This window comes from Spiroplasma endosymbiont of Agriotes lineatus, assembly GCF_964019485.1.
Lineage (GTDB): Bacteria > Bacillota_I > Bacilli_A > Mycoplasmatales > Nriv7 > Nriv7.
On sequence record NZ_OZ026448.1, the window covers coordinates 895263 to 919645 of the forward strand.

At 25.4% G+C, this 24383-nt stretch carries 17 protein-coding genes, 4 tRNA genes and 3 pseudogenes; 7 read left to right on the plus strand and 17 right to left on the minus strand.

From position 1 onward, the window contains the following. The first annotated feature begins 240 nt into the window (after positions 1-240). Positions 241-1353 (plus strand): annotated as a pseudogene (locus AACK93_RS05865) (IS3 family transposase). Positions 1354-1653: 300 nt separating this feature from the next. Here AACK93_RS05865 and rplA read toward each other — a convergent pair. Together rplA and rplK are read right to left on the minus strand one after the other, a co-directional pair. After that, complete coding sequence (rplA, locus tag AACK93_RS05870; RefSeq protein WP_339024122.1) at positions 1654-2355, minus strand: 50S ribosomal protein L1; 702 nt, start codon at positions 2353-2355, stop codon at positions 1654-1656. 2 nt (positions 2356-2357) lie between these two features. Further along, the gene (gene rplK, locus AACK93_RS05875) at positions 2358-2792 is read right to left on the minus strand and encodes a 50S ribosomal protein L11 (RefSeq protein WP_339024123.1); all 435 of its coding nucleotides are present in this window, start codon (positions 2790-2792) and stop codon (positions 2358-2360) included. Positions 2793-3672: 880 nt separating this feature from the next. Here rplK and AACK93_RS05880 point away from each other — a divergent pair. Next, on the plus strand, positions 3673-3936 hold the full coding sequence (locus AACK93_RS05880) for an IS3 family transposase (RefSeq protein ID WP_339025451.1): 264 nt from the start codon (positions 3673-3675) through the stop codon (positions 3934-3936). Between the two features lie 275 nt (positions 3937-4211). On the opposite strand, the gene AACK93_RS05885 is transcribed toward AACK93_RS05880, so the two are convergent. Together AACK93_RS05885 and AACK93_RS05890 are read right to left on the minus strand one after the other, a co-directional pair. After that, complete coding sequence (locus AACK93_RS05885; protein WP_339024124.1) at positions 4212-4523, minus strand: hypothetical protein; 312 nt, start codon at positions 4521-4523, stop codon at positions 4212-4214. Between the two features lie 309 nt (positions 4524-4832). Beyond that, entirely contained in the window at positions 4833-7451 is a 2619-nt protein-coding gene (locus AACK93_RS05890) for a valine--tRNA ligase (protein ID WP_422398193.1), read from the minus strand. A gap of 226 nt (positions 7452-7677) precedes the next feature. Here AACK93_RS05890 and AACK93_RS05895 point away from each other — a divergent pair. Continuing rightward, positions 7678-8801, plus strand: a protein-coding gene (locus AACK93_RS05895; RefSeq protein ID WP_422398171.1) for an IS3 family transposase whose coding sequence is annotated in 2 segments (ribosomal slippage) — positions 7678-7927 and positions 7927-8801 — 1125 coding nt in all. Because the reading frame shifts where the segments join, the coding sequence is not laid out codon by codon here. An 843-nt stretch (positions 8802-9644) separates the two neighbouring features. Here AACK93_RS05895 and AACK93_RS05900 read toward each other — a convergent pair. Then, a complete protein-coding gene (locus tag AACK93_RS05900) occupies positions 9645-10610 on the minus strand; it encodes a hypothetical protein (protein ID WP_339024126.1) in 966 nt (321 codons plus the stop codon). A 351-nt stretch (positions 10611-10961) separates the two neighbouring features. Continuing rightward, a protein-coding gene (locus tag AACK93_RS05905) for an IS3 family transposase (protein ID WP_339024127.1) occupies positions 10962-12079 on the minus strand; the annotation gives its coding sequence in 2 pieces (ribosomal slippage) (positions 10962-11830 and positions 11830-12079; 1119 coding nt in all). 281 nt (positions 12080-12360) lie between these two features. Here AACK93_RS05905 and AACK93_RS05910 point away from each other — a divergent pair. After that, complete coding sequence (locus AACK93_RS05910) at positions 12361-12870, plus strand: hypothetical protein (protein ID WP_339024128.1); 510 nt, start codon at positions 12361-12363, stop codon at positions 12868-12870. A 97-nt stretch (positions 12871-12967) separates the two neighbouring features. On the opposite strand, the pseudogene AACK93_RS05915 reads toward AACK93_RS05910, so the two are convergent. The 7 genes and pseudogenes from AACK93_RS05915 to AACK93_RS05950 all read right to left on the minus strand — a co-directional run bounded on the left by AACK93_RS05915 (position 12968) and on the right by AACK93_RS05950 (position 19599). Continuing rightward, positions 12968-14166 (minus strand): annotated as a pseudogene (locus tag AACK93_RS05915) (IS256 family transposase). 72 nt (positions 14167-14238) lie between these two features. Further along, a complete protein-coding gene (rnc, locus tag AACK93_RS05920) occupies positions 14239-14934 on the minus strand; it encodes a ribonuclease III (RefSeq protein WP_339024129.1) in 696 nt (231 codons plus the stop codon). A 6-nt stretch (positions 14935-14940) separates the two neighbouring features. Then, a complete protein-coding gene (plsX, locus tag AACK93_RS05925; protein WP_339024130.1) occupies positions 14941-15957 on the minus strand; it encodes a phosphate acyltransferase PlsX in 1017 nt (338 codons plus the stop codon). A gap of 33 nt (positions 15958-15990) precedes the next feature. Continuing rightward, positions 15991-17619: a DAK2 domain-containing protein gene (locus tag AACK93_RS05930; protein ID WP_339024131.1), complete on the minus strand. Its 1629-nt coding sequence runs from the start codon at positions 17617-17619 to the stop codon at positions 15991-15993. A 29-nt stretch (positions 17620-17648) separates the two neighbouring features. Then, positions 17649-17981, minus strand: coding sequence for an Asp23/Gls24 family envelope stress response protein (locus AACK93_RS05935; RefSeq protein ID WP_339024132.1), 333 nt, complete (start codon positions 17979-17981; stop codon positions 17649-17651). A gap of 133 nt (positions 17982-18114) precedes the next feature. Beyond that, positions 18115-18791, minus strand: a pseudogene (locus tag AACK93_RS05940) (ATP-binding cassette domain-containing protein); the annotation flags it as partial. 400 nt (positions 18792-19191) lie between these two features. Next, on the minus strand, positions 19192-19599 hold the full coding sequence (locus AACK93_RS05950) for an ABC transporter transmembrane domain-containing protein (protein WP_339024133.1): 408 nt from the start codon (positions 19597-19599) through the stop codon (positions 19192-19194). Positions 19600-20007: 408 nt separating this feature from the next. Here AACK93_RS05950 and AACK93_RS05955 point away from each other — a divergent pair, with 408 nt between their 5' ends. Continuing rightward, complete coding sequence (locus tag AACK93_RS05955) at positions 20008-21069, plus strand: hypothetical protein (protein WP_339024134.1); 1062 nt, start codon at positions 20008-20010, stop codon at positions 21067-21069. A 56-nt stretch (positions 21070-21125) separates the two neighbouring features. Here AACK93_RS05955 and AACK93_RS05960 read toward each other — a convergent pair. The 3 genes from AACK93_RS05960 to AACK93_RS05970 form a co-directional block, all read right to left on the minus strand. After that, positions 21126-21202 (minus strand) — tRNA-Met (locus AACK93_RS05960). 6 nt (positions 21203-21208) lie between these two features. Continuing rightward, positions 21209-21285, minus strand: a tRNA-Pro gene (locus tag AACK93_RS05965). A 13-nt stretch (positions 21286-21298) separates the two neighbouring features. Continuing rightward, positions 21299-21375, minus strand: a tRNA-Arg gene (locus tag AACK93_RS05970). Positions 21376-21985: 610 nt separating this feature from the next. Here AACK93_RS05970 and AACK93_RS05975 point away from each other — a divergent pair. After that, positions 21986-22061, plus strand: a tRNA-His gene (locus tag AACK93_RS05975). Between the two features lie 591 nt (positions 22062-22652). On the opposite strand, the gene AACK93_RS05980 is transcribed toward AACK93_RS05975, so the two are convergent. Further along, complete coding sequence (locus AACK93_RS05980) at positions 22653-23249, minus strand: glycerol-3-phosphate acyltransferase (protein ID WP_339024135.1); 597 nt, start codon at positions 23247-23249, stop codon at positions 22653-22655. Between the two features lie 939 nt (positions 23250-24188). On the opposite strand from AACK93_RS05980, the gene AACK93_RS05985 reads away from it, so the two are divergent. After that, a complete protein-coding gene (locus AACK93_RS05985; RefSeq protein WP_339024136.1) occupies positions 24189-24368 on the plus strand; it encodes a hypothetical protein in 180 nt (59 codons plus the stop codon). The last annotated feature ends 15 nt before the right edge of the window (positions 24369-24383 follow it).

Genomic DNA, 24383 nt, shown 5'->3' on the forward strand with positions numbered 1-24383 from the left:
TACAAGGCATAACTAAAAATAATAAATATTAATTTAACGTTATATTTCTTGTAATAAATAAATGAGCCCGTATTTATTTATTAAAATTAATAGCAAATTTGTAAAAACCAAAATCTTGTCATATGTATATGGTTTCTACAATAATTATGATCCAACTTATTGTAGCCTATGGATAGGCTACAATAAGTTGGATCATAATTATATAGACTTCGAAATTATTAAGAAAGAAGGAATATAAAAATGGGAAATAAAACCTCATACTCTGAAGAATTTAAAAAACAAATTGTCATGCTATACAAAAATGGCAAAAGTGTTATTAATTTAGGGAAAGAATATAATTTACCAAAACCAACTATTTATAGTTGAGTTAAAAATTATAATAATTCTGGTTCATTTAAAGCAAAAGACAATCGCAAACTAGAAGAAAATGAAATAATAACTTTACGAAAAGAACTTAAAGACTTAAAAATGGAAAATGACATTTTAAAGCAATTCGCACTGATAATGGCCAAAAAATAACAATAATTAATAGCAATAAGGAAAAATATTTGAATAAGAAAAATGTGTAAATTATTAAATATTTCAAAATCCAATTACTATTATCAAATTAATAAATACACAAGGAAAATAGTGAATAATTATAATCAAGAAATTATCAGTGCATTTAACGAAAGCCGCCAAGTCTATGGAGCTCGAAAAATCAAAGTAGTATTAGCTCATAAAAGTATTAACCTATCTAGACGCAAAATTAGAAACATTATGAAAAACAATAATTTGATATCAAAGTACACAAAAACAAGACTTAAATGCAAAAATATTCAAGTAAATGATCATCCAGTAAATAACATTGTAAACCGAGACTTTAATAATAGAAAAATAAATGAAACCATCGTTAGTGATTTAACTTATATAAAAGTGGGTTTTAAATGATTTTATGTATGTCTCCTAATTGATTTGTATAATCGCGAGATTGTTGGTTATAGTTCCGGACCAAATAAAAATACGGAGTTGGTTTATCAAGCTATTATGCGAATTACTAGACCATTATCAAAAATTGAAATATTTCATACCGACCGAGGTAATGAGTTTAAAAATAATATAATTGATCAATTATTATCTACATTTAAAATTCAAAGATCATTGAGTGCGAAGGGTTGTCCATATGATAATGCAGTTGCTGAAGCAACTTATAAAGTTTTTAAAACAGAATTTATTAATGGTAGAAAATTCAATGATCTTGCACAATTAGAACTTGAATTATTTGATTACATTAATTGATACAATAATCTTAGAATACATGGCAGTTTAAATTATTTATCTCCAGTTACTTTTAGAAAACAAATGTCTATATAAAAATTGTCCTAAAAAGGGTTGCCGTTCCAAGTAAATAAAATTAAAGGTTATGTACCAAGTCTAATATTCAAATTAAGTATATATTTCTTATGTATGATTTTTGTTGTAAAAACTTATTTTAATGTTTTTTTATAAGTATTTTGCTTAGTTTTTATAACCTTTTATTGAGATTATGTTTGTTGATATTAAATATTTTGTTTTATTACTTATTTTTTAAATAAAATGATAATTAAATTGTCGTTGCTTGTCATTAAAAATTATTTAAACCTTTTCCTGCATAACAAAACTTTGTGCGTCCCTTTAATTATCAATAGCAACTTTAATCGCCGGCCCCATAGTAGTGCTAATACTAATATTTTTTATATAAGCACCTTTAACGGCCGCGGGACGAACTTTTCTAAGCGTTTCATAAATCGCTTGATAGTTTTCCTTTAACTGCTTTTCACTAAAAGAAACCTTACCAATAATTACATGAACATTACCTTGCTTATCAACACGATATTCAATCTTACCCTTACGAACTTCTGTAATTGCTTTTTGCACATCAGTAGTTACCGTTCCTGTTTTTGGATTTGGCATTAAACCCCTAGGTCCTAATATTTTACCAATCTTTCCTAATTCAACCATAATATCTGGCGTTGCAATAATAACGTCAAAATCAAATCAATTTTCTTTTTGAATTTTTTCAATTAAATCCTTACCACCAACAAAATCAGCTTTATTATCAATCGCCACTTGATTCATACTATTAGTTAATACTAAAATTCTTCGTTTTTTACCACTTCCTGCCGGCAAAACTAACGATCCACGAAGTTGTTGATCAGCATGTCGTGGATCAACATTTAAAAGAAAAACTAACTCAACTGTAGCATCAAATTTTGTTATTGAAGTTTTTTTAACTAATGAAACAGCTTCATCAATTGAATATATTTTAATTTTATCAAACATTTGGGATACTTTTTGATAATTTTTAGAATAACGACTCTTTTTAATAATTACCATAACTATTTTTGTTCCCCTTTTGATAGCTTTTCAACAATAATTCCCATATTTCTTGCTGTTCCTTCAATAATTTTCATTGCTTTCTCAATATCGTTAGCATTTAAATCAACTATTTTATATTCGGCAATTTCTCTGATTTTATCTTCAGTAATCGTTGCTACTTTTTCTTTTTTACTACTACTTGAACCTTTTTCAATATTAGCTGCTCTTTTTAATAAAACAGCTGCTGGGGTTGTTTTTAAAACAAAATCAAATGACTTATCATCATAAGCAGTAATAATAACAGGGACAACATCACCCATTCTTGTTTTTGTTGCACCATTAAAAGCAACACAAAACTGTGGCATATTAATCCCTAATGAAGCCAACCCCGGGCCCGGCTTAGCTTGCGCCGCATTAAACTGTAATTTAACAATTCTTTTAATTTTTTTAGCCACGAGCAACACCTCCTCCTGTACATAATTGTTCTCGCTGTGGTCAAAAATATTTTCTCCCACATTAACCTATTTTTTTCAGGCTTATGTATAATAACATTATTACTATCACAATTCAAGATAACTTAGAGGTCGCGTTTAGTCTTCTTGGGTATTGCTTTAAATAAGTAAAACAATCAGCTAATTATATTATTTAAGTACTAAACTAACCCTGCCGCTCTTGTTATTGTCATTTTTATCCGTTACCATTTTATCATATTATTGAATTTTTACACAATAAAATAATTGGATGCATAAAGTTTTGTTAGATAGGTAAAGATTTAAATAATTTCGAAAGAAAAACAATCACAATTTAATTATCATTTTATTTAAAAAATAAATAATAAAACAAAATATTTAATATCAACAAACATAATCTCAATAAAAGATTATAAAAACTAAGGAAAAAGCTTATAAAAATAACATTAAAATAATTTTTTATAACAAAAATCATACATAAGAAATATATACTTAATTTGCATATTGAAATAATTTATAGTAAATGATTATTTTTTTTTAAAATATCTAAGAAAACTAAACGCGACCTTTTTAATTAAATAAAATCATTCGATAATTTTGGTTCTTTTAAAGCAAAAGATATCAAAGTAATGAAGAAAATGAATTAATTTACTTACGAAAAGAATTAAAACAATTACGAATGGAAAACGATATTTTAAAGCAAGCGGCACTGATAATGGCCAAAAAATAACAATAATTAATAACAACAAAAACAAATATTCAGTGAGGAAAATATGTAAGATTTTGGGTTTATCAAAATCAACGTATTACTATCAACCTAATAAATGCACTAACTAACAAGCAAGTTAATAATTATAAACAAGAAATTGTCAATACATTTAATAAAAGTCGCAAAATTTATGGGGCCCGTAAAATTAAAGCTGTTTTAATAAGAAAAGATATCATCTTATCGCGGCGAAAAATCAGATGCATTATGATCAAAAATAATTTGGTTTCTAAATACACCAAATTAAAATATCGTAATCATAAAACAACAGCTAATAATGCCAAAATTAGTAATGTTTTAAATCGTGAATTTAATGACAAAAAACCTAATGAAGTTGTTGTTAGTGATTTAACACATGTGTAAGTTGGAGGAAAATGACATTATATTTGCTTATTAATTAACTTGTTTAATCGCGAAATAATTGGATATAATAGCTGGGCCAAACAAAACCGCCGAACTAATTCAATAAGCTTTTCATAAGATAACACGACCATTAAAGCAAATAATTTTATTTCATACCGATCGTGGTAATGAGTTCAAAAATAAAATCATTGATGAAATTTTAATAATCTTTAATATTAAAAAATCATTAAGCAATAAAGGTTGTTCTTATGATAATTCACGACAGCTTAAATTATTTAACACCCGTTGAATTTAGAGAAAATGGCAGTCTGCATAAAAATTGTCTTAAAAAGGGTTGCCATTCCAGAACCTGAATGGGTAAAGAAGATAATAAAATATTCACAATGTCAATAAATAATGCGTCGTTCTAACTTTAAAATATCTTTCAAAAAAGCGACAGCAATATCATCAATATAAACTTTAGCAATGTCTTGCGAAAATAGTTTTAATTCAATAGTAATATCATTGTAAATAACTTGTAATAATTTTTTTGATGCCCAGGACTGAAAATAATACAACGGCACTTGATAATAAAAAATAATGTTCACTAAGTGCTGTTTATTAATTTTTTGTTAATTTTTACTAATACTAATCTTTTTTGAAAAAATATTTCTTAGCAACGGCAAGTCATTTTTGACTAAAAAATTAATCTCAATACTTAATTTAGTAACAATATCTGGTTATGGTTTTATGATATTAATATCAGCATTAATAAAAAAATGAGATAATAAAAATTCCATTAAAATAAGAACAATTATTATAATAGCAAAAATAATAATTTTATTTTTCTTCATTTTTTCACCCGTAATTAAATTACTTATAAAATAATGAATTTCCTTTAAAATATTTATTAATAACTAAGATAAAATTTCTTGTAATTTTTTTTGTAATTGTTTATATAATTCCTCATACTGTTCATATTTATGCTTTTCAGCATTAACTTTTGCAATTGGTGCTTTATTTAAAAACTGTTCATTATTTAATATTGTTTTACTTCGTTCTAACTCATGATGAATATCTTGTAACTGTTTTTGAATAAATAATTTTTGTTCTTTTTTATTAATTGTCATATCTAAAAAGACATCAATTGTTCCGTCAATTAAAGGAAGTGCGATTGTTTGTCCTAAATTAGATATTTTCTCATTAATAGTTGTCATTTGACTATTAGTTAACTTTTGCAAAAAACCATTAATTTCCTGAGCATATTTCTGATAATCTTGATTATCAGAATTTAAATTAAAATTTAAAGCAATATGATGCTTAATATTTCTTGTTGCTCGTAATTCTCTAATAACTGTTATAATGTTAATAACATTAATTAAATAATTTACTGGGAAAATATTTTCTAAAAATATCGGATATTTTTCCTCCATAATTGATTTTTTATTATTAAACATCTTTTGATAAATTTCTTCAGTTACAAAAGGAATTAAAGGATGCAATAAAATAATAATTTGTTTTAAAAGATAAAATAATACTTGAATTGACGCCACTTTAGTTTTGGGATTTTGTAAATTACTTTTTGATAACTCAATATATCAAGAACAAAAATTATCTCAAACAAAATTAAAAAGATATTTACCACTAACAACAAATTCATATTTCTCCATATTTGCTTGCATTTTTTCAAGAACAAAATTAAAATTATTTAAAATTCAATAATCAACAGCTTCTAATTTTAAATCTAAAATATTATTCACTGGTTTAAAATCATCTGCTAAATTTAAAAGCACATATCTGCTGGCATTTCAAAGTTTATTAATAAAATTTCACGAAGAACGAACTTTAGTAATATTAAATCCTAAATCTTGCCCCGGAGTACTATTAGTTAATAAAAAGAATCGTAAACTATCAGCACCATACTCAGTAATAATATCCATTGGATCAATCCCATTACCTAAAGATTTTGACATTTTTCTTCCTTGTTCATCACGAATTAAGCCATGAATTAATACCGCTTTGAAAGGTTTTTTATTAACTAAATATAATGATTCAAAAATCATTCGACTAATTCAAAAGAAAATAATATCATAACCAGTAACTAACAAGGAATTTGGCAAAAATTTTTCAAAAAATAATTTATCGTTATTTTGTTGCGCAAATATTAAAGGTCACAAAGCACTAGAAAATCAAGTATCTAAAACATCACTATCTTGTAATCATTCTTCTTTATTAGGTGGCGCTATGGCTACAATAATTTCCTTAGTATCTTGATGATACCATACTGGTAATTGATGTCCCCACCACAATTGTCGGGAGATACATCAATCCTGAATATTTTCTAACCATTGATCTAAAATATTTGCAAATCTTGATGGATAAAACAAAATCATATCAGCGCTATTTTGTAATTTTAAAGCCTTATTTACTAATGGTTGCATTTTAACAAATCATTGTTCTGATAAATATGGTTCAACAATAACATCACTGCGTTCTGAATATCCTACTTGATGAACAAAATCAGCAATTTTAACAACTAAATTTTGTTTTTCTAAATCACCTATTAACTGTTGCCGACAAACAAAACGATCTAATCCCTCATATTGTAAAGCTTCGGCATTCATTGTGCCGCCAGAATCCATACAAATAATTAAATCCAAATTATGTCTTTTAGCAATTTGATAATCATTAAAATCATGAGCAGGAGTACATTTCATTATCCCTGTTCCAAATTCCATTATGATGTATTCATCAGCAATTATCGGAATTCTTTGTTTATTAGCCGGATTAATAACTTCCTTATGAAGATACTTTTGATAGCGAACATCATTAGGATGAAAAACTAAGGCTTGATCGGCAAATATTGTTTCTGGTCTTGTTGTAGCAATTGTAATCATTTCATCACTATCTACTAAAGCATAATCAATATAATACATTTTACCTTGAACTTCTTTATAAGTTACTTCCATATTAGATAACGCTGTTTTTAATTGTGGGTCTCAATTAATAATTTTTTTGCCACGATAAATTAAACCATCATTATATAATTTAACAAATGTTTCATTAACTAATTGATTAACATCACTATCTAAAGTAAACTTCTCATAACGATAATCTAATGATAATCCTAATTTTGCTCATTGTTCACGAATTATATTAGCATATTCATCCTTTCACAAATTAACTTTAGCAATAAACTGATCACGAGAAAAACTAGTAATCCGTTTTTTCTCTTCATCTCATATCCTTTCAGCAATTTTTATTTGGGTAGCAATCCCCGCATGATCCATTCCTGGAAATCAAGTAACACAATAACCAGTTAAGATTTTATAACGAGCCATAACATCCTGCAAAGTATTATTCCAAGCATGACCCAAATGTAATTTACCAGTAATATTAGGTGGAGGCAAAATCATACTAAAAACAGGTTTATTATTAATATTATCAGCACTAAATAATTGTTTCTCTAATCAATAATCATATTTACCATTTTCTACTTCAAAATGCTCATATTTTTTACTTAATGATTTCATTAATTCTCCCCTACTTATTTTCAATAATTATATCAAACATTAAGAAATATAAACAATCATACTTTTATAGTTTTATAAAATAAAAAGTAGTTTTTAAAAACTACTTTTTATTTATTTATCCATAATCCATTAATCTAACATTAATATTTAATCTCTGGATAGTTTACAATAAGTTGGACCATAATTATTATATAGACTTCGAAATTATTAAGAAAGAAGGAATATAAAAATGGGAAATAAAACCTCATACTCTGAAGAATTTAAAAAACAAATTGTCATGCTATACAAAAATGGCAAAAGTGTTATTAATTTAGGGAAAGAATATAATTTACCAAAACCAACTATTTATAGTTGAGTTAAAAATTATAATAATTCTGGTTCATTTAAAGCAAAAGACAATCGCACACTAGAAGAAAATGAAATAATAATAATAACTTTACGAAAAGAACTTAAAGACTTAAAAATGAAAAATGACATTTTAAAGCAAGCCGCGCTGATAATGATAATGGCCAAAAAATAACAATAATTAATAGCAATAAGAAAAAATATTCGATAAGAAAAATGTGTAAATTATTAAATATTTCAAAATCCAATTACTATTATCAAATTAATAAATACACAAGGAAAATAGCGAATAATTATAATCAAGAAATTATCAGTGCATTTAACGAAAGCCACCAAGTCTATGGAGCTCGAAAAATCAAAGTAGTATTAGCTCATAAAAGTATTAACCTATCTAGACGCAAAATTAGAAACATTATGAAAAACAATAATTTGATATCAAAGTACACAAAAACAAGACTTAAATGCAAAAATATTCAAGTAAATAATCATCCAGTAAATAACATTGTAAACCGAGACTTTAATAATAGAAAAATAAATGAAATTATCGTTAGTGATTTAACTTATATAAAAGTGGGTTTTAAATGATTTTATGTGTGTTTCCTAATTGATTTGTATAATCGCGAGATTGTTGGTTATAGTTCCGGACCAAATAAAAATACGGAGTTGGTTTATCAAGCTATTATGCGAATTACTAGACCATTATCAAAAATTGAAATATTTCATGCCGACCGAGGTAATGAGTTTAAAAATAATATAATTGATGAAATTTTAATAACCTTTAACATTAAAAGATCATTGAGTGCGAAGGGTTGTCCATATGATAATGCAGTTGCTGAAGCAACTTATAAAGTTTTTAAAACAGAATTTATTAATGGTAGAAAATTCAATGATCTTGCACAATTAGAACTTGAATTATTTGATTACATTAATTGATACAATAATCTTAGAATACATGGCAGTTTAAATTATTTATCTCCAGTTACTTTTAGAAAACAAATGTCTATATAAAAATTGTCCTAAAAAGGGTTGCCAATCCACTACTGATAAGGCAATAAGGTTATAATTACTATCGATCGCAACGAAATAAATAGTCGTATTTATTCCGTTAATTTTGGTTAGCCTTGTTGAACCCCGTTTTAAAACAAAAGCACCTTTATCAGCACTAAAATAAACATTATTTTGTTTTTATCAATCATAAATTGATGAAACATCATCTACATCACCGAAATAAGACATATTAATTTTTGTTGGTGGTAGATAGAAATAGTCGTTGTTTGAATTAGATGTTGTTAATGTACTAATATTTCGTTTAACTCTTTTTAATGTTTCGTTAGCGGGCAGCGGAGCCGGTATACTCGATGCCATAGTTGATATGTTTAATAAACTAAGTAATTTTTTCATTTCTTTATTTCCCTTTTGATAAATAAAAAAGAGAATATCATACTGCTGATATTCCCATAGGTAATTATTTTAAAAAACCAAATAAACATAATAAATCATTATTTTTAAATTAATTTTTTGATATATAATTTTCTATGGAAACACAACTCTTGATAGAGTTGTGTTTCCATTTTTTATTTACTTAATTACAAAACAATTATATAATTTTTATTTGAAAATTTCTGTTTTTTATATAAATTGATTCTTAAATAAACTGTTATATAATTTTTTTAATAAGTTCTTCATATGCTTGTTTTTGACGTCAATAATGTTTATTTTCTCAAATACTATTTAATTTATTCTCAGTTTTAATAAATGATTTGGAATTAGTTATTACAATTTGTAATAAATTACTATTTATTTTTTCTTTATGAATTAATTTGCAATTATTATCATAGTATCGCAAGAAGCTTAATAAATATTTTGAGTATATGTATATTTATTATGTTTATATCTTTTAATTCTAACAAAACCATCAATTGATCATAAACCAGCAATAGTTCTAGTAGTAACATAAATCACCATTCATACACACGAGATAGTAAAAAATAAATTTAATAAGACCAAAAATGCCATTATTATGCCGCCAGATTCTTCTCTTGTTCTAAATAAATCTGCTAATGCACTTATTAAACGTATTATTGAAAATAAAATAACTATTACTAATTCAACTGTTAAGATAGTCATTCAAATTATTGAAATTATTTTTAATAATTTTGAATAATTACTATAATCTAAATCATTAGTTAATTTATTTGAAGAAAATAATTTTGTAGTTGTTAGACCTAAGATAAATGTTATAAGACCAATAATTAAAACTAATATTGAAATTATCCCCATTACTGAATTTGTATTAAAAATAAATTCCGGATTAACTGAATTTATTTCTACCAATAAAGAAAAAAAGTAACAAAAAGTTAAAATTGGTGCTCCAATTAATGTACAAAAGCCCATTGTTTTTGATAAAAAATAACGAGGTTTAATGGTTGACATAGTATCAACATTAGGAAAACTTGTAATTAAAAAAGGAGTAAACAAGCCACCAATAGTTAAACTTAATGATGAAATAATATAACGATTAGCACATAATTCTTCATCTGAACATTTATTTACTAAACGAATAATAATTATTGCATTATAAATACTTTTTCATACAAAATAAGTAATAATAGATAATAGTAATGATACAATTGATTTTTTTACAAAATCATTATTAGATAACGAATTATAAATGTCCTTCATATAGTATATATAAAATATTAATCCTAATAATGAAAAAAATGTTCCCGCAATTTGAGCTAATTTTATTCAATTTCTTGGAACACGACTATATATATCTTGATTATTAGAATAATTTGTAATGTAATTGCGTGTCATTTTTTCTCCTTTATGTTCAGAATAAATTTTAATTTTTGTAAAAAAATATTTCTGATAATTTTATATTAAAATGCAAACTTATTTTATCTTATTTTCTGAAATATTTTCACGGTATTATTATTGGTCGCGTTTATTTTTCTTGAGTATTGCCTTGAAGAAGCAAAACAATCAGCTAATTATATTATTTAATTACTAAACTAACCCCGCCTTTCTCGTTATTGTCATTTTTATTCGTCATCATTTTATCATATTATTGAATTTTTACACAATAAAAAATTATTAATTTTATTAAATTTTTTTTAATTTTAACTAATATTTTTACTGGATTGGCAACCCTTTTTAGGACAATTTTTATATAGACATTTGTTTTCTAAAAGTAACTGGAGATAAATAATTTAAACTGCCATGTATTCTAAGATTATTGTATCAATTAATGTAATCAAATAATTCAAGTTCTAATTGTGCAAGATCATTGAATTTTCTACCATTAATAAATTCTGTTTTAAAAACTTTATAAGTTGCTTCAGCAACTGCATTATCATATGGACAACCCTTCGCACTCAATGATCTTTGAATTTTAAATGTAGATAATAATTGATCAATTATATTATTTTTAAACTCATTACCTCGGTCGGTATGAAATATTTCAATTTTTGATAATGGTCTAGTAATTCGCATAATAGCTTGATAAACCAACTCCGTATTTTTATTTGGTCCGGAACTATAACCAACAATCTCGCGATTATACAAATCAATTAGGAGACATACATAAAATCATTTAAAACCCACTTTTATATAAGTTAAATCACTAACGATGGTTTCATTTATTTTTCTATTATTAAAGTCTCGGTTTACAATGTTATTTACTGGATGATCATTTACTTGAATATTTTTGCATTTAAGTCTTGTTTTTGTGTACTTTGATATCAAATTATTGTTTTTCATAATGTTTCTAATTTTGCGTCTAGATAGGTTAATACTTTTATGAGCTAATACTACTTTGATTTTTCGAGCTCCATAGACTTGGCGGCTTTCGTTAAATGCACTGATAATTTCTTGATTATAATTATTCACTATTTTCCTTGTGTATTTATTAATTTGATAATAGTAATTGGATTTTGAAATATTTAATAATTTACACATTTTTCTTATCGAATATTTTTTCTTATTGCTATTAATTATTGTTATTTTTTGACCATTATCAGCGCGGCTTGCTTTAAAATGTCATTTTCCATTTTTAAGTCTTTAAGTTCTTTTCGTAAAGTTATTATTATTATTTCATTTTCTTCTAGTGTGCGATTGTCTTTTGCTTTAAATGAACCAGAATTATTATAATTTTTAACTCAACTATAAATAGTTGGTTTTGGTAAATTATATTCTTTCCCTAAATTAATAACATTTTTGCCATTTTTGTATAGCATGACAATTTGTTTTTTAAATTCTTCAGAGTATGAGGTTTTATTTCCCATTTTTATATTCCTTCTTTCTTAATAATTTCGAAGTCTATATAATAATTATGGTCCAACTTATTGTAAACCATCCATACCCATGCTATAATATGTATATATTAGACTTGGTACATAACCTTTAGTTTTATCTACTGTTTTGATAATATTATTTCCTAGATGAAGGATAAATGTTAGATAAATACAAAGATGAAAATTAATTTTATAGTCTAATGGGCATAAAATGTTATAGTTATGTACCACCAAGTCTATTGAAAAAATAAAGTAATAAAGGAATTAAAATAATGAAAATTTTAAATAAAATAGCTCTTTTGGGGTTAACAATATTACCAATGATTGGATGTTCTAAAAAAGGAAATGAATTAATGGAACAAAAAAATAAAGTTTATGATTTTGAAATCAGAAATCTAGAAAAAGTGAGGTTTTGAATTTCGAATTCAACAAATAATATTACACAAGTTCAAATAAATAAAATAGATAATAACAATCTAAATGAAAAATTACCAGAATTAAGAAATTTAGAAAATCTTAGTTTCTTATTTACGCAAAAATTACAAAATAATCAGAGCAAACAAGATAAGATTAGGCAACTAATAAATACAGACGGCCAAGAAACCGCCATGTGAAATACATGAGTAATTAATAAAAAAATAACAATTAAAGCAAAAGGCACAAATTTAGATGACTGCAAATATGATAGTTTAGGAAATATTAGTCCTGCTTATGATGATAATAAAATAGACTACATATTAAGAAATACAAATAATTTTGAAATTAAAATTGAAAACTTGTAATAAATAAATTTAAAAATTGTTAAAATTATTCCCAAAGAAAGGTGGTTTTCTATGAGGGATTGTGCAATTAACTGTGGTCTCCTCCTAAGTAATTAACTTAAATTCACTCTGTCCTGTCCTCAAATTTTATCATTAAATGTGAAATTGCACTACCCCAATTTTGAATTGACATTGTTCATTTTTTAGTCATATTTTGAAATGCTAAATAAAATATTTTAAAAACTGATAAATCATTAGGAAAAATCTTTTTATTTTTAATGACTTTTCTTGATTGACTATTAACAGACTTTATTCTATTAGTTGTATAAATAATTATTCTAAATTCTTGAGGATATTCAAGAAAAATTATTAAATTATCTTAGTTATTTTTTCATGATTTAGCAACTTGGGGGTATTTTTTATCTCACTTTTCAGCAAAATTGTCTAAAACAAGTAAGGCTGTATCTTCATTAATTGCTGTATAAATTGATTTTAAATCATTAGCTACCAGTTTGCGGTCTTTGTAAGTAACGAATTTGATGAACAATACATAATTGATGTTGTGTTTTTGGAAAAACAGCTTCTATTGCATCAGACATCCCAGTTAAATTATCACTACAAGCAACAAGAATATCTTGTAATCCGCGATTTTTCATTTCCGTAAGATTATTCAGTCAAAATTTGGCTCCCTCATTTTCACTAATTCACATTCCTAAAATATCTTTTAAGCCATTTATATTAATTCCTAAGACACAAGATAAACTGCTTTGTTTATTATTCGTTTATCTTGTTCTACTTTAACAACAATACAATCAAAATAAACAATCGGATAAATCTTCTCTAAAGGTTTAGTTTGTCACACTTTAACTTCTTCAATAACATCATCAGTTATTTGACTAATTAAACTTTCTGAAATTTCTGTTCCGTGATAGAATTCTTGTAATTGTGCTTTGATATCAGAAATTGTCATTCCTCTTGCATATAAAGAAATTACTTTTTGATCAAAGTTATCAAATCTTTTTTGTCTTTTCGGAATAATTACTGGTTCAAAAGTACTGGTTCAATCTCTTGGTACATCAATTGCGATTGAACCATTTTTAGTAATAATGGTTTTTTTCTGCCATTTCTTTTGTTATAGTTATCATCTGTTTCGAGATGATCTTTAATTTCTGCATTTAACATTCTTTCAGTTAATTTTCTGGTAAATTCCTGAAAAATAGTCTTGCCTTTAAATAAATCTTGTGGATTATCAATATTTTCTAAAAAATAATCAACAACTTTATTAATTGCATCAGGTTTTTTTACTTTTTTTGTCATTTTCTGTTCTTCTTCTTTTAAGTATAATTCAGAATGAATTATCGAGACACATAATTTTGGACAGGCTCTCTTTTATTTAACAATCTTAATTAATTTTAAATAAGCATCTTTTGCAGCTGCTTGTTCAGCTTTACTATGAGAACTACCATTTCCCTTACCAAAAATAATGTCACCACTTTTTACAATAGCAACATATTGATAACTATTTTTATTTTTATGTTCAAAAATAACTTTATATTCAACGGGGTCTTTGCGTTCAGTTTGTAAATATTCTTGTAATAAAGTTTTATAATCTTTAACTAAATTAATACTTTTATCTCTAATTTTTTTAAATAATGTTTGCATTAGAAATGTATTAACTGCTTGTTGTCCTAAATCTAAATAAATAGCACCCACAATCGCTTCAAAAACATCACCTAAAATACTATCTTTTTCGCGACCACCAGTTTGAATTTCACCTTTACCTAAAAGAATATACTCATTCATCTTATAAAACCTACACACTTGTGCTAAGGTTTCTTCTCTAACAATCTGACTTCGTCAAATTGTTAACTCGCCTTCATTTAAATCATTATTTATTCGATATAAATATAATGTTGTATACATTTGCAACACTGCATCACCTAAAAATTCTAATCGTTGATAATTATAATCTAATTGCTTTTCATTAGTATATGAACTATGAGTCAAGGCTTCTTCATATAAATGAATATTTCGTGGTTCTAAATTAAATGTTTTTAACAAAATTTTAATCTCTTCAATAAACATAAATCCTTATTTTCCTTCTTCTTTAACAACATTATTTTTAATTAGTGATAATACATCTTCTAAAAGTGCTCTACGAACTAATTTTAAAGTACTAAAAAATGCTTTAGCATCACTACTGCCATGAGCTTTAAAAACAATGCCATTAACACCAATTAAAATTGCTCCGCCAGTATTTCGATAGTCAAAAATTTCTTTAACTTCATTAAATGCTTTTTTCAAACATAATGATGCTAACTTACGAAAGATATTCTTAGTAAACTGATTTCGTAAAACTTGCAATAAATTTCGTGCTGTTCCTTCAACTGCTTTCAGGGAAATATTACCAGTAAAACCATCAGTTACAACAATATCAATATCACCATTCATAAAATTATTAGGTTCAATATTACCAACAAAATTTAATTGTGAATTACTACTTAATTTTATATAAGTTTCTTGATGATATTCTTTGCCTTTTTTTTCTTCTGTACCAATATTTAATAATGCCACTTTTGGTTGCGATAATTCTCAAATTTTTTGAACATAAATATTTGCCATGATGGCAAATATTTCTAAATCATTACTATCATTTTCAACATTAGCTCCTGCATCAATAAGCACAACTTGTTTATTTTTTATTTTTGTTGGCATAATCGCCATAAAAGCCGGACGACTAACACCAGTTATTTCTTTTAAAATAAAATGATTAGCTGCTAAAAGGGGGCCCGTGGCCCCTGCCGTTAATACCGCTTCAGCTTCTTTGTTAGCAACACATTCAATTGCTTTACTCATTGAATTATCGGTTTTTCTTCTAATATCTAAAATACTATCAGTCATCATTATTTCTTCATTAGCATTTTTAAAACTAATCCGCAATAATAATTTCTCATTTAATTTAGAACTGATTAAATATTTTTTAATTATCATTTCTTTACCAACTAAAATAATATCAATGTCATTATATTTTTGTAAAAATTTTATGACACCACTTATTAGTGGTTTATGTCCTAAATCTGAGCCCATAACATCTACTGCAATTTTCACAAACTTTACCTCTTTTTAACAATTAAATTATATCTATTCAACACCAAATATAAAAGTATATAATGGCTGCTCACCTTCAACTTTTTCATATTCAACATCAAAGTTTTCATCAATATACTTTTCAATTAGTCGTAAATCTTGTCGTTTAGCATCTTCACCAATAAAAATTGTTACCAATTGTGATGATGATTTACTAATCATTTTATTTAGTAATTTTTTTGCTACCAGAACTAAATCTGCTTCTTGATTATAAATTTTTTTATCTAAAATACCAAGATAATTTCCCTCTTTCACAGCAACACCATCAATAGTTGTTGTTTTAATAGCATTAGTAATTCTTGCTGACACAATCTTTTTAATAGCATTTTTCATATTATTAAAATTTTTTTTAGCACTTTTTTCTTCTTTATTAAAACTAAGAATGCTAAGCATCCCCTCGGGAATTGAAGTTGTGGGAATAACATATACATTAGATTTCTTTTCTAGTTTCGCTGCTTGTTGTGCAGTTGAAATAATATTAGAATTATTTGGTAAAATATAAACATCCTTAGCATCAACTAATTCAATCGCTTTTAAAAAATCATCAGTTGATGGGTTCATTGTTTGTCCACCACTAATTACATACGATGCTTGTAAATCATTCATAAAGTATTTTGCCAAACCCTTACCGGCCGCAACAGTAATAATTGCTCAAGGATTACTTAAACTACGAATTTCTTTAATTTTTGTATTATGCTTTTTTGCTTGTAAACCCATATTTTCAATTTTTACTTTTTGAAAATCACCAAATTGCTGTAAATAAACTAATATTTGCCCTGGCATTAACGAATGAACATGAACTTTAAAAATATCTTGATCTTGAACTACAACTATTGATTTACAACCTTGTTCTTCTAAAGAAAAGCGAACTTTTTCTAAAGGAAAATTTTTCTGTTTCATTTCACTTAAAATAACAATAGTTTCTGTACAATAACCGAAATTTTCATCATCTAATTTAATAACAACTTCTTTACTGTCATTAAATACTAAATTTTTTTTCTTTTTAATTTCTTTACCTTTTTCTAATGAATAAACCATTCCTTCAATAATTTTAACTAATCCAAAACCACCAGAATCAACAACACCAACTTCTTTCAAAATTGGTAATAAGTCTGGGGTTTGTGCTAATGCATTGTTAGCATTTTCTAAAAATTTACTCATAAATTTTAATGGTAATATTGTTTCCTTAGTTTCAAGTTTAATATTATCAATAGCAAGCCTAATAACAGTTAAAATTGTTCCTTCAACAGGCTTCATAACTGCTTTATAAGCCACTTGTTTAGCATAAGTTCATGCTTTTAGTAAATCGCTAGTACTGATAAATTCTTCATGAACTAATCCTTTACTAAAACCACGAAAAATTTGGGACAAAATAACGCCTGAATTTCCTCTAGCTCCCATAATCAAACCGCGACCAAACACATTTGCTATTTTGGTAATATTAGAAGTTTTATATTTTTTAATTTCTTTAATAGCATTTTCCATTGTTAAATTCATATTTGTTCCAGTATCACCATCAGGAACAGGAAAAACATTTAATTTATCAATTTCTAAATGATAATTATATAAGTTATTAGCAGCACTAATAAGCATGATTTTAAATAATTTTGCATCAATTTTCATTTTATCTCACCTACCTCTCTTAATAAATATTACTCGCTAATTAAATCATCAATGCAAATATCAATTTTAAAATCACTATCAAATTCCATTTGCTTTTCTAACTCATATTTAACACGATGTTGAACTTCTTGTAAAATTTCAAAAATATTAGTATGAATCGAACTAATGATATGAATTTTAACCACATAATGATTTTGTTCAATTTTTTTAACATCAATTGCTGAAGTAATGTCTTTTTCTAAAGCAATGGCATCTTCATTTTCTTTATTTTCATGATTATAAGCAAACGCAACAACACCTGGTGTTATTGATACAACTTGCTTAATAATATGAGCAATTTTATCAACATCAATTAATTTCATTTTATAACCACCATTTTACTCGATTTCTAGATTCATTATCATTATTTTATAAATCAACCTCTAGTTTTTTAAATTAAGTCATTAATCCTGCAATATATAACGCTTTAAAACGAACTTCTTGATTTTTTAATGTTTAAAAATTACCATTTTGAACAACACCTTTATCTTTTTCTAAAACAAGAATTTCATCAACATCTTTAATCGTTGATAAACGATGAGCAATAATAAAAGTTGTCCTTCCTTTCATTAATTTATTAAGATTTTCTTGAATTTCTTTTTCCACAATATTATCTAAAGAACTCGTTGCTTCATCTAAAATTAAAACTTCAGGATTTTTTAAAAACATTCTTGCAATTACTAATATTTGTTTTTGGCCCCCAGATAAAATAAATCTCCGTTCACCTAAAATAGTATCATAATCACTTTTTAAACCAATAATAAAATCATGCAACTCTGCTTTTTTACAAGCGGAAATAACTTCTTCTTTAGTAACTTTAAAAACTCCATAACTAATATTTTCAAAGAAATTACCATAAAAAATTTGTCGTTCTTGTTCAACATAACCAACATGCTGTAAATAAGAAGTAAAATTAATTTTTTTTAATCTTGATCAGCATTAATGTAAATTGTTCCCATAGCAGGATCGTAAAACCTTAATAATAACTTAGAAATTGTTGATTTTCCTACTCCTGTTTCGCCAACGAAAGCATAAGACTTACCTTATTCAAAATGATAATTAAATTTATTCAAAATAAGTTGATCACTATTAGGATAATAAAAACTGACATTATCAAAAACAATATTTCCATTAACAGTCTTAATAATTGGTTGCTCTAAATTACGATTAATTTGTGGTTTTTCATTTAATAATTCATTAATTCTAATTGAAGATGTTGATGCGCATTAGCTAAGTTATTAAAAGTACGAACTAATGGCCGCGTTTAGTTTTCTTAGGTATTTTTTAAAAAACAAAAAATAATCATTTACTATAAATTATTTTAATATTCAAATTAAGTATATATTTTTTATGTATGATTTTTGTTGTAAAAAATTATTTTAATTTTTTTTATAAGTATTTTGCTTAGTTTTTATAACCTTTTATTGAGATTTTGTTTGTTGATATTAAATATTTTGTTTTATTACTTATTTTTTAAATAAAATGATAATTAAATTGTGATTGTTTTTCTTTCAAAATTATTTAAATCTTTCTTTACCTACCTAACAAAACTTTATGCGCCCTACCACTAATATAATAAAATAATACAACTAAAATTGTTAATGCCACAATTAAAGCAACAATAGTTAATTTAACAATAATAATTAAAAAAATTACAATTGCTCCAATAAAAGTAAAAATTGCTAAAAGAAAAATAATTGGTATTTGTTGTGCTTGGTTACTAATAGTAACAGTATCAGCAATAACTTTAGTTAAAATTTCATCAGTTTTTTTATTCGCATAAAATTGCATATCTAAATCAACTAAATTATTTAATACTTTATTACGAATATAAATTTCAATTTTTTTAGCAACAATGCCTCCTAGAAAATTTTGAAAGAAATTAAAAATTCCTGAAGCAATATAAAGACTAATGATAATAATTACATAACTAATTAACATTGCATAAGGCTCTTCTAAAACATCAAGACTAACTAATTTTTGCGTTATTTTTGGGGTGATAATGACACAAATGGACCCGACCCTAAGGCTGTAAAAAGCATTATATTATGGTACAACATTGCCTTAAATAACTTTTATAGTAAAAAGCAACTACTTTAAAAAAACCACCTTTAAATTTTTTAGAAGAATTATCTTTTTCATCATCTTTTTCTTTATTCATATAAATATATCCTTTCCTAAAAAACCATCTTGAATTTAAAATAATTATACAATAAAAAATATTTATCTGCTTTACTATTTACAAAATATCTTATCAACAATTAGAAAAATAACTAAAACTTTTACTTTTATTTTTACTGCCATTAATAGATAATAAGATTAAATATATTAAATGAGAGATGGAAAATTATGACTAAAGAACAACTTAAAATATATAGTAATTCATCTCAAAAAATGAATGCAATTCTTGAAATTTATCAACAACTAAAAAAAATTTTTAAAAATTTTCAGTTTAATAATGAAAAAGATTGTATTGAAATTTTATTAGATGAAGAATGTTCTTGAAATACAATAATTGATGTTAAAAATGAAATTACATTTTATATTACTCATAAAACAATAACCACTTCTAATGTCCTATTAATGTGTTATGAGTGATACCATTGAGAAATGCCATCTAGTGGTTATCGCTTTACAAAACGACAAATAAGTCAATTTAAACAAGATTTTCCACGTTGAAAGGATGCTAAATACTTTCTTTTTAGTAAAGCAATTAAACACTTCATTACTCAAGAATGAGATTTAATAGACAAAAATGATTTCTACTTTGATTTAGGATTTATTTTATTTAAACAAATTTTCTCTGGTTTTCATCTCAGATTAGTTCCAACATTTCGTTATTTTCATTTTAATAATTATTCACTTCGCAGTAAAAAGACATACTTAGAAGGTGTTTTTTATCGCCTAAGAAGTCGTGATTTTTATACTCGTTTCCCACAAATTGAAGCAACAAATATTCAAGAAAAAAATAAAATCACTAATACTTATTATTTACAAACTTTACGACTAGTTAAATGACTATACTACCGAATGTCAGTTAAAAATAATCATATTGCCAATAGTCACTTTAATATTCCTTTAAATAAATATTATCTTTTTGATTACTTATTATATCCTGTATATTATAAATACTTTTTAAAAGATAATCCCTTACAGCGATGCTTTGATGTTATTAGAGAAGTATTACAAAGAATCATTATCAAATATGATAGCATTTATCTTCCTAACAATTTAATTGCCTTTTGAGAATTAGAAATTGATAATGAAGAACTTCAATATACTCTCGAACACTTACTAGAATACATTAATGAATATTATTCCGAAGAACAAGCTTATGAAAAAATTTATGAAGAAGTACAAAACTTTGTTGAATATATGGAAAGTTTAGAACCAAAAGAAAAGAAACACTAAAAAAACAACTTTATTTAGAAAATAAAGTTGTTTTCAATAGTAAACATAACTAACTATGGTAGCGAGAGAGAGACTTGAACTCTCGACCTTTCGGGTATGAACCGAACACTCTAACCAACTGAGCTATCTCGCCCAAATATGGTCGGGAAGATAGGATTCGAACCTACGACCTCTCGGTCCCAAACCGAGCGCTCTACCAAGCTAAGCTACTTCCCGTATTAAAATAAAATGGTGCGCCCAACAGGAGTTGAACCCGCAACCTCTTGATCCGTAGTCAAGCACTCTGTCCAATTGAGCTATGGGCGCACATGGTGTCTTAAATAACAAAATCATTATATATTATTACTGCTCTGTTGACAACAAAAATTTCATATTTGGACGCATAAAGTTTTGTTAGGCAGGTAAAGATTTAAATAGTTTTGAAAGAAAAACAATCACAATTTAATTATCATTTTATTTAAAAAATAAGTAACAAAACAAAATATTTAATACTAACAAACAAAATCTCAATAAAAGGTTATAAAAACTAAGCAAAACGCTTATAAAAAAACATTAAAATAAGTTTTTACAACAGAAATCACACATAAGAAATATATGCTTAATTTGCATGTTGAAATAATTTATAGTAAATGATTATTTTTTCTTTCTCTAAAAATACCTAAGAAAACTAAAAGCGTCCATTTAAAATTTTTTATTGTGTAAAAATTCAATAATATGATAAAATGATGGTGGATAAAAATGACAATAATAAGAACGGCGGGGTTAGTTTAGTAATTAAATAATATATATTAGCTGATTGTTTTGCTTCTTCAAGACAATACCCAAGAAAACTAAACGCAACCTTTTTTATGAATAAGTTTGCATTCTTTTAAAATAGGTATATAATTTTATCGATTAGTAAAAATAATTATATATGGCGGCTGTGGCGTAGCGGTTATCGCATTGGTTTGTGGAACCAACATTCGTGGGTTCAATTCCCATCAGTCGCCCCATTTTTTATTTAAATTAAAATATTCTCATAAATGTACTTTCCTTTATAAGTCGTATAAAGTTTCCGGGGGTCTAGATATTATCTAGATCTTTTTTTCTTTAATTAAAAATATGTTTCTAAAAGTATCTTTCACTAGAAATTCGTAATGAAATTTAATTAAATAACAGTCTTGTTATTAGAAAAAAGTATAGTTAATAGAGAAGGATATAAAAAAAGTAAAATTTATAACAGCACATTAAATAACAATTAGTTTTAAGAATATTTTTAGAAATATAGCAGTTTAAAAATAGGTTTTGTAATAAATTTTTTCTTATTAAAGAGTGGATAGGTTTCTACAAATTAATTAAAAAAGACCGAATTTTATTTAAGTCTTTTTCTTAGTTTTTGGAAAATTCCCACCAATCGAATATTTTATGAGCTCAAGAACTTTATGTTCTAATTTTAAAAAATAGAAAAATGCTCTGCTAATAAATTTTAGCAGAGCATTTTTTGTGTTATTTTTTATTACTAAATTGTTTTTCTTGTCCAGAAAAAATTCGATAAATATTTTGATGGTGTTGTAAAATAACAATTAAAACGATCAAACCAACAATTAATTGGGTTCAATAATTAGGAAATAAATAAAAAAAAATAACTCGGGGTGATTAATTCACATATTTACAGGCAAATTGTTTATTTGCGTAATTCAAGAGCAACAAAAAATAGATATGGCACATATTAATGAAGCAATAGAAACAATGCGAATAGTTAGAAATATTATTCATCATACAATAGTTGCAATAATAAAATAAATCGGATTAAGAAAAAGTGTAAAGCCTAAAAAGGGTCCAACACCTTTACCACCTTTAAATTTATGATAAATTGGTAAGCAATGTCCGAAAACAGCAAAAACAGCACTAATATAAACTGAGGTTTCAATAAGAGTAAAGGTTGGTGAATTAATTAGTGATAGTAATTTTACAATTGCTAAAACAAGACCAATTTTTAAACCATCTAAAATAAGAATAACTAAACCAAATTTGGTCCCCATAATTCTGGCAACATTAGTGGCTCCGGCATTTTTAGAATAATGGTCACGGACATCGGTTTTAAAATAATATTTACTAATAAGAATTGCCGGTGATAGTGAACCAACTAAATAACCAATAACACATCCTAAGGTTGTCATAATGATTGATGCAGTACTCATATAATCATCTCTTTTCTAATATTATAATTTTAATATTATAATTTTAATATTATAATTTTAATATTATATTATTATTATATAAGGTAATTTTATTATATTATTGTTTAATTTAAAATTTATTGTTTAATTTATAATATAATTACCGTATGTGACATAATTCTTATAATAGTTTTAGTCATCAGATATTAAAGGTAACATTACAGAAATTAATTTTTGTACTTAAAATAGTAATTATTAGAAAAGGAAGATGAAAAAATGCAAGAATTAAAAATTTTATCGTTTGATAATAGTAAACTTCATTTATATATATGAGATTAAGTTAGTAAGTCTAAAAGGGTCATGCAATTAATTCATGGATCTAGTGAATATACTTTTCGTTATAATGAATTTGCTAAATATTTAAATGCTAATGGTTGAATCGTTATTGGTAATGAAATGATCTTCGGGGACACAGAAAAACGGTTACTGATAAAGACCACTTAGGTTTTTTTAGTGTTAAGAATGGTTGAGATAAGCTGGTATTAGATTTAAAAGTAGTGAATGATTATATTTTTCATAATTATCCTAAATTAGGAATTACAATGTTAGAGCGGGCAATCAATGGGTTCATTTTTAGCGAAACATTATGCAATATTATACTATTATACTATTTAATCATTAGTTATTTGTGCAACAACTTGAAAATCAAAAACGCAATTATGAATTGGTAAATTTATTGCTAAATATTTACAAAAGCGACAACCATTACATGCTCCTAGTGATTTTATTAATAATTTAATTTATAAAAAATTTAGTAAGAAAATTAAAGAAAAAGATAATAATTTAGCTTGACTAACTCGTGATAAAAATATTCAAGAAAAATTTAGAAATGATCCCTTAGCGGGACAAATATTTATTGCTAGTGATTTTAAAGATATGTTTACAGGTTTATTATATATTATGAAAAAGAAAAATATTATTAAAACCTGGAAAACTTTACCAATATTTTTTATTGGCGGAATGAGTGATCCAGTTAGTAATTTTGGTAAAGATGTTAAAAAACTGCAAGAAAATATCGTCAATATGGTTTTAAAAAAACAAGCATTTTATTATATTCAGAAATGCGTTATGAAATTTTAAATAAAATTGATAAAG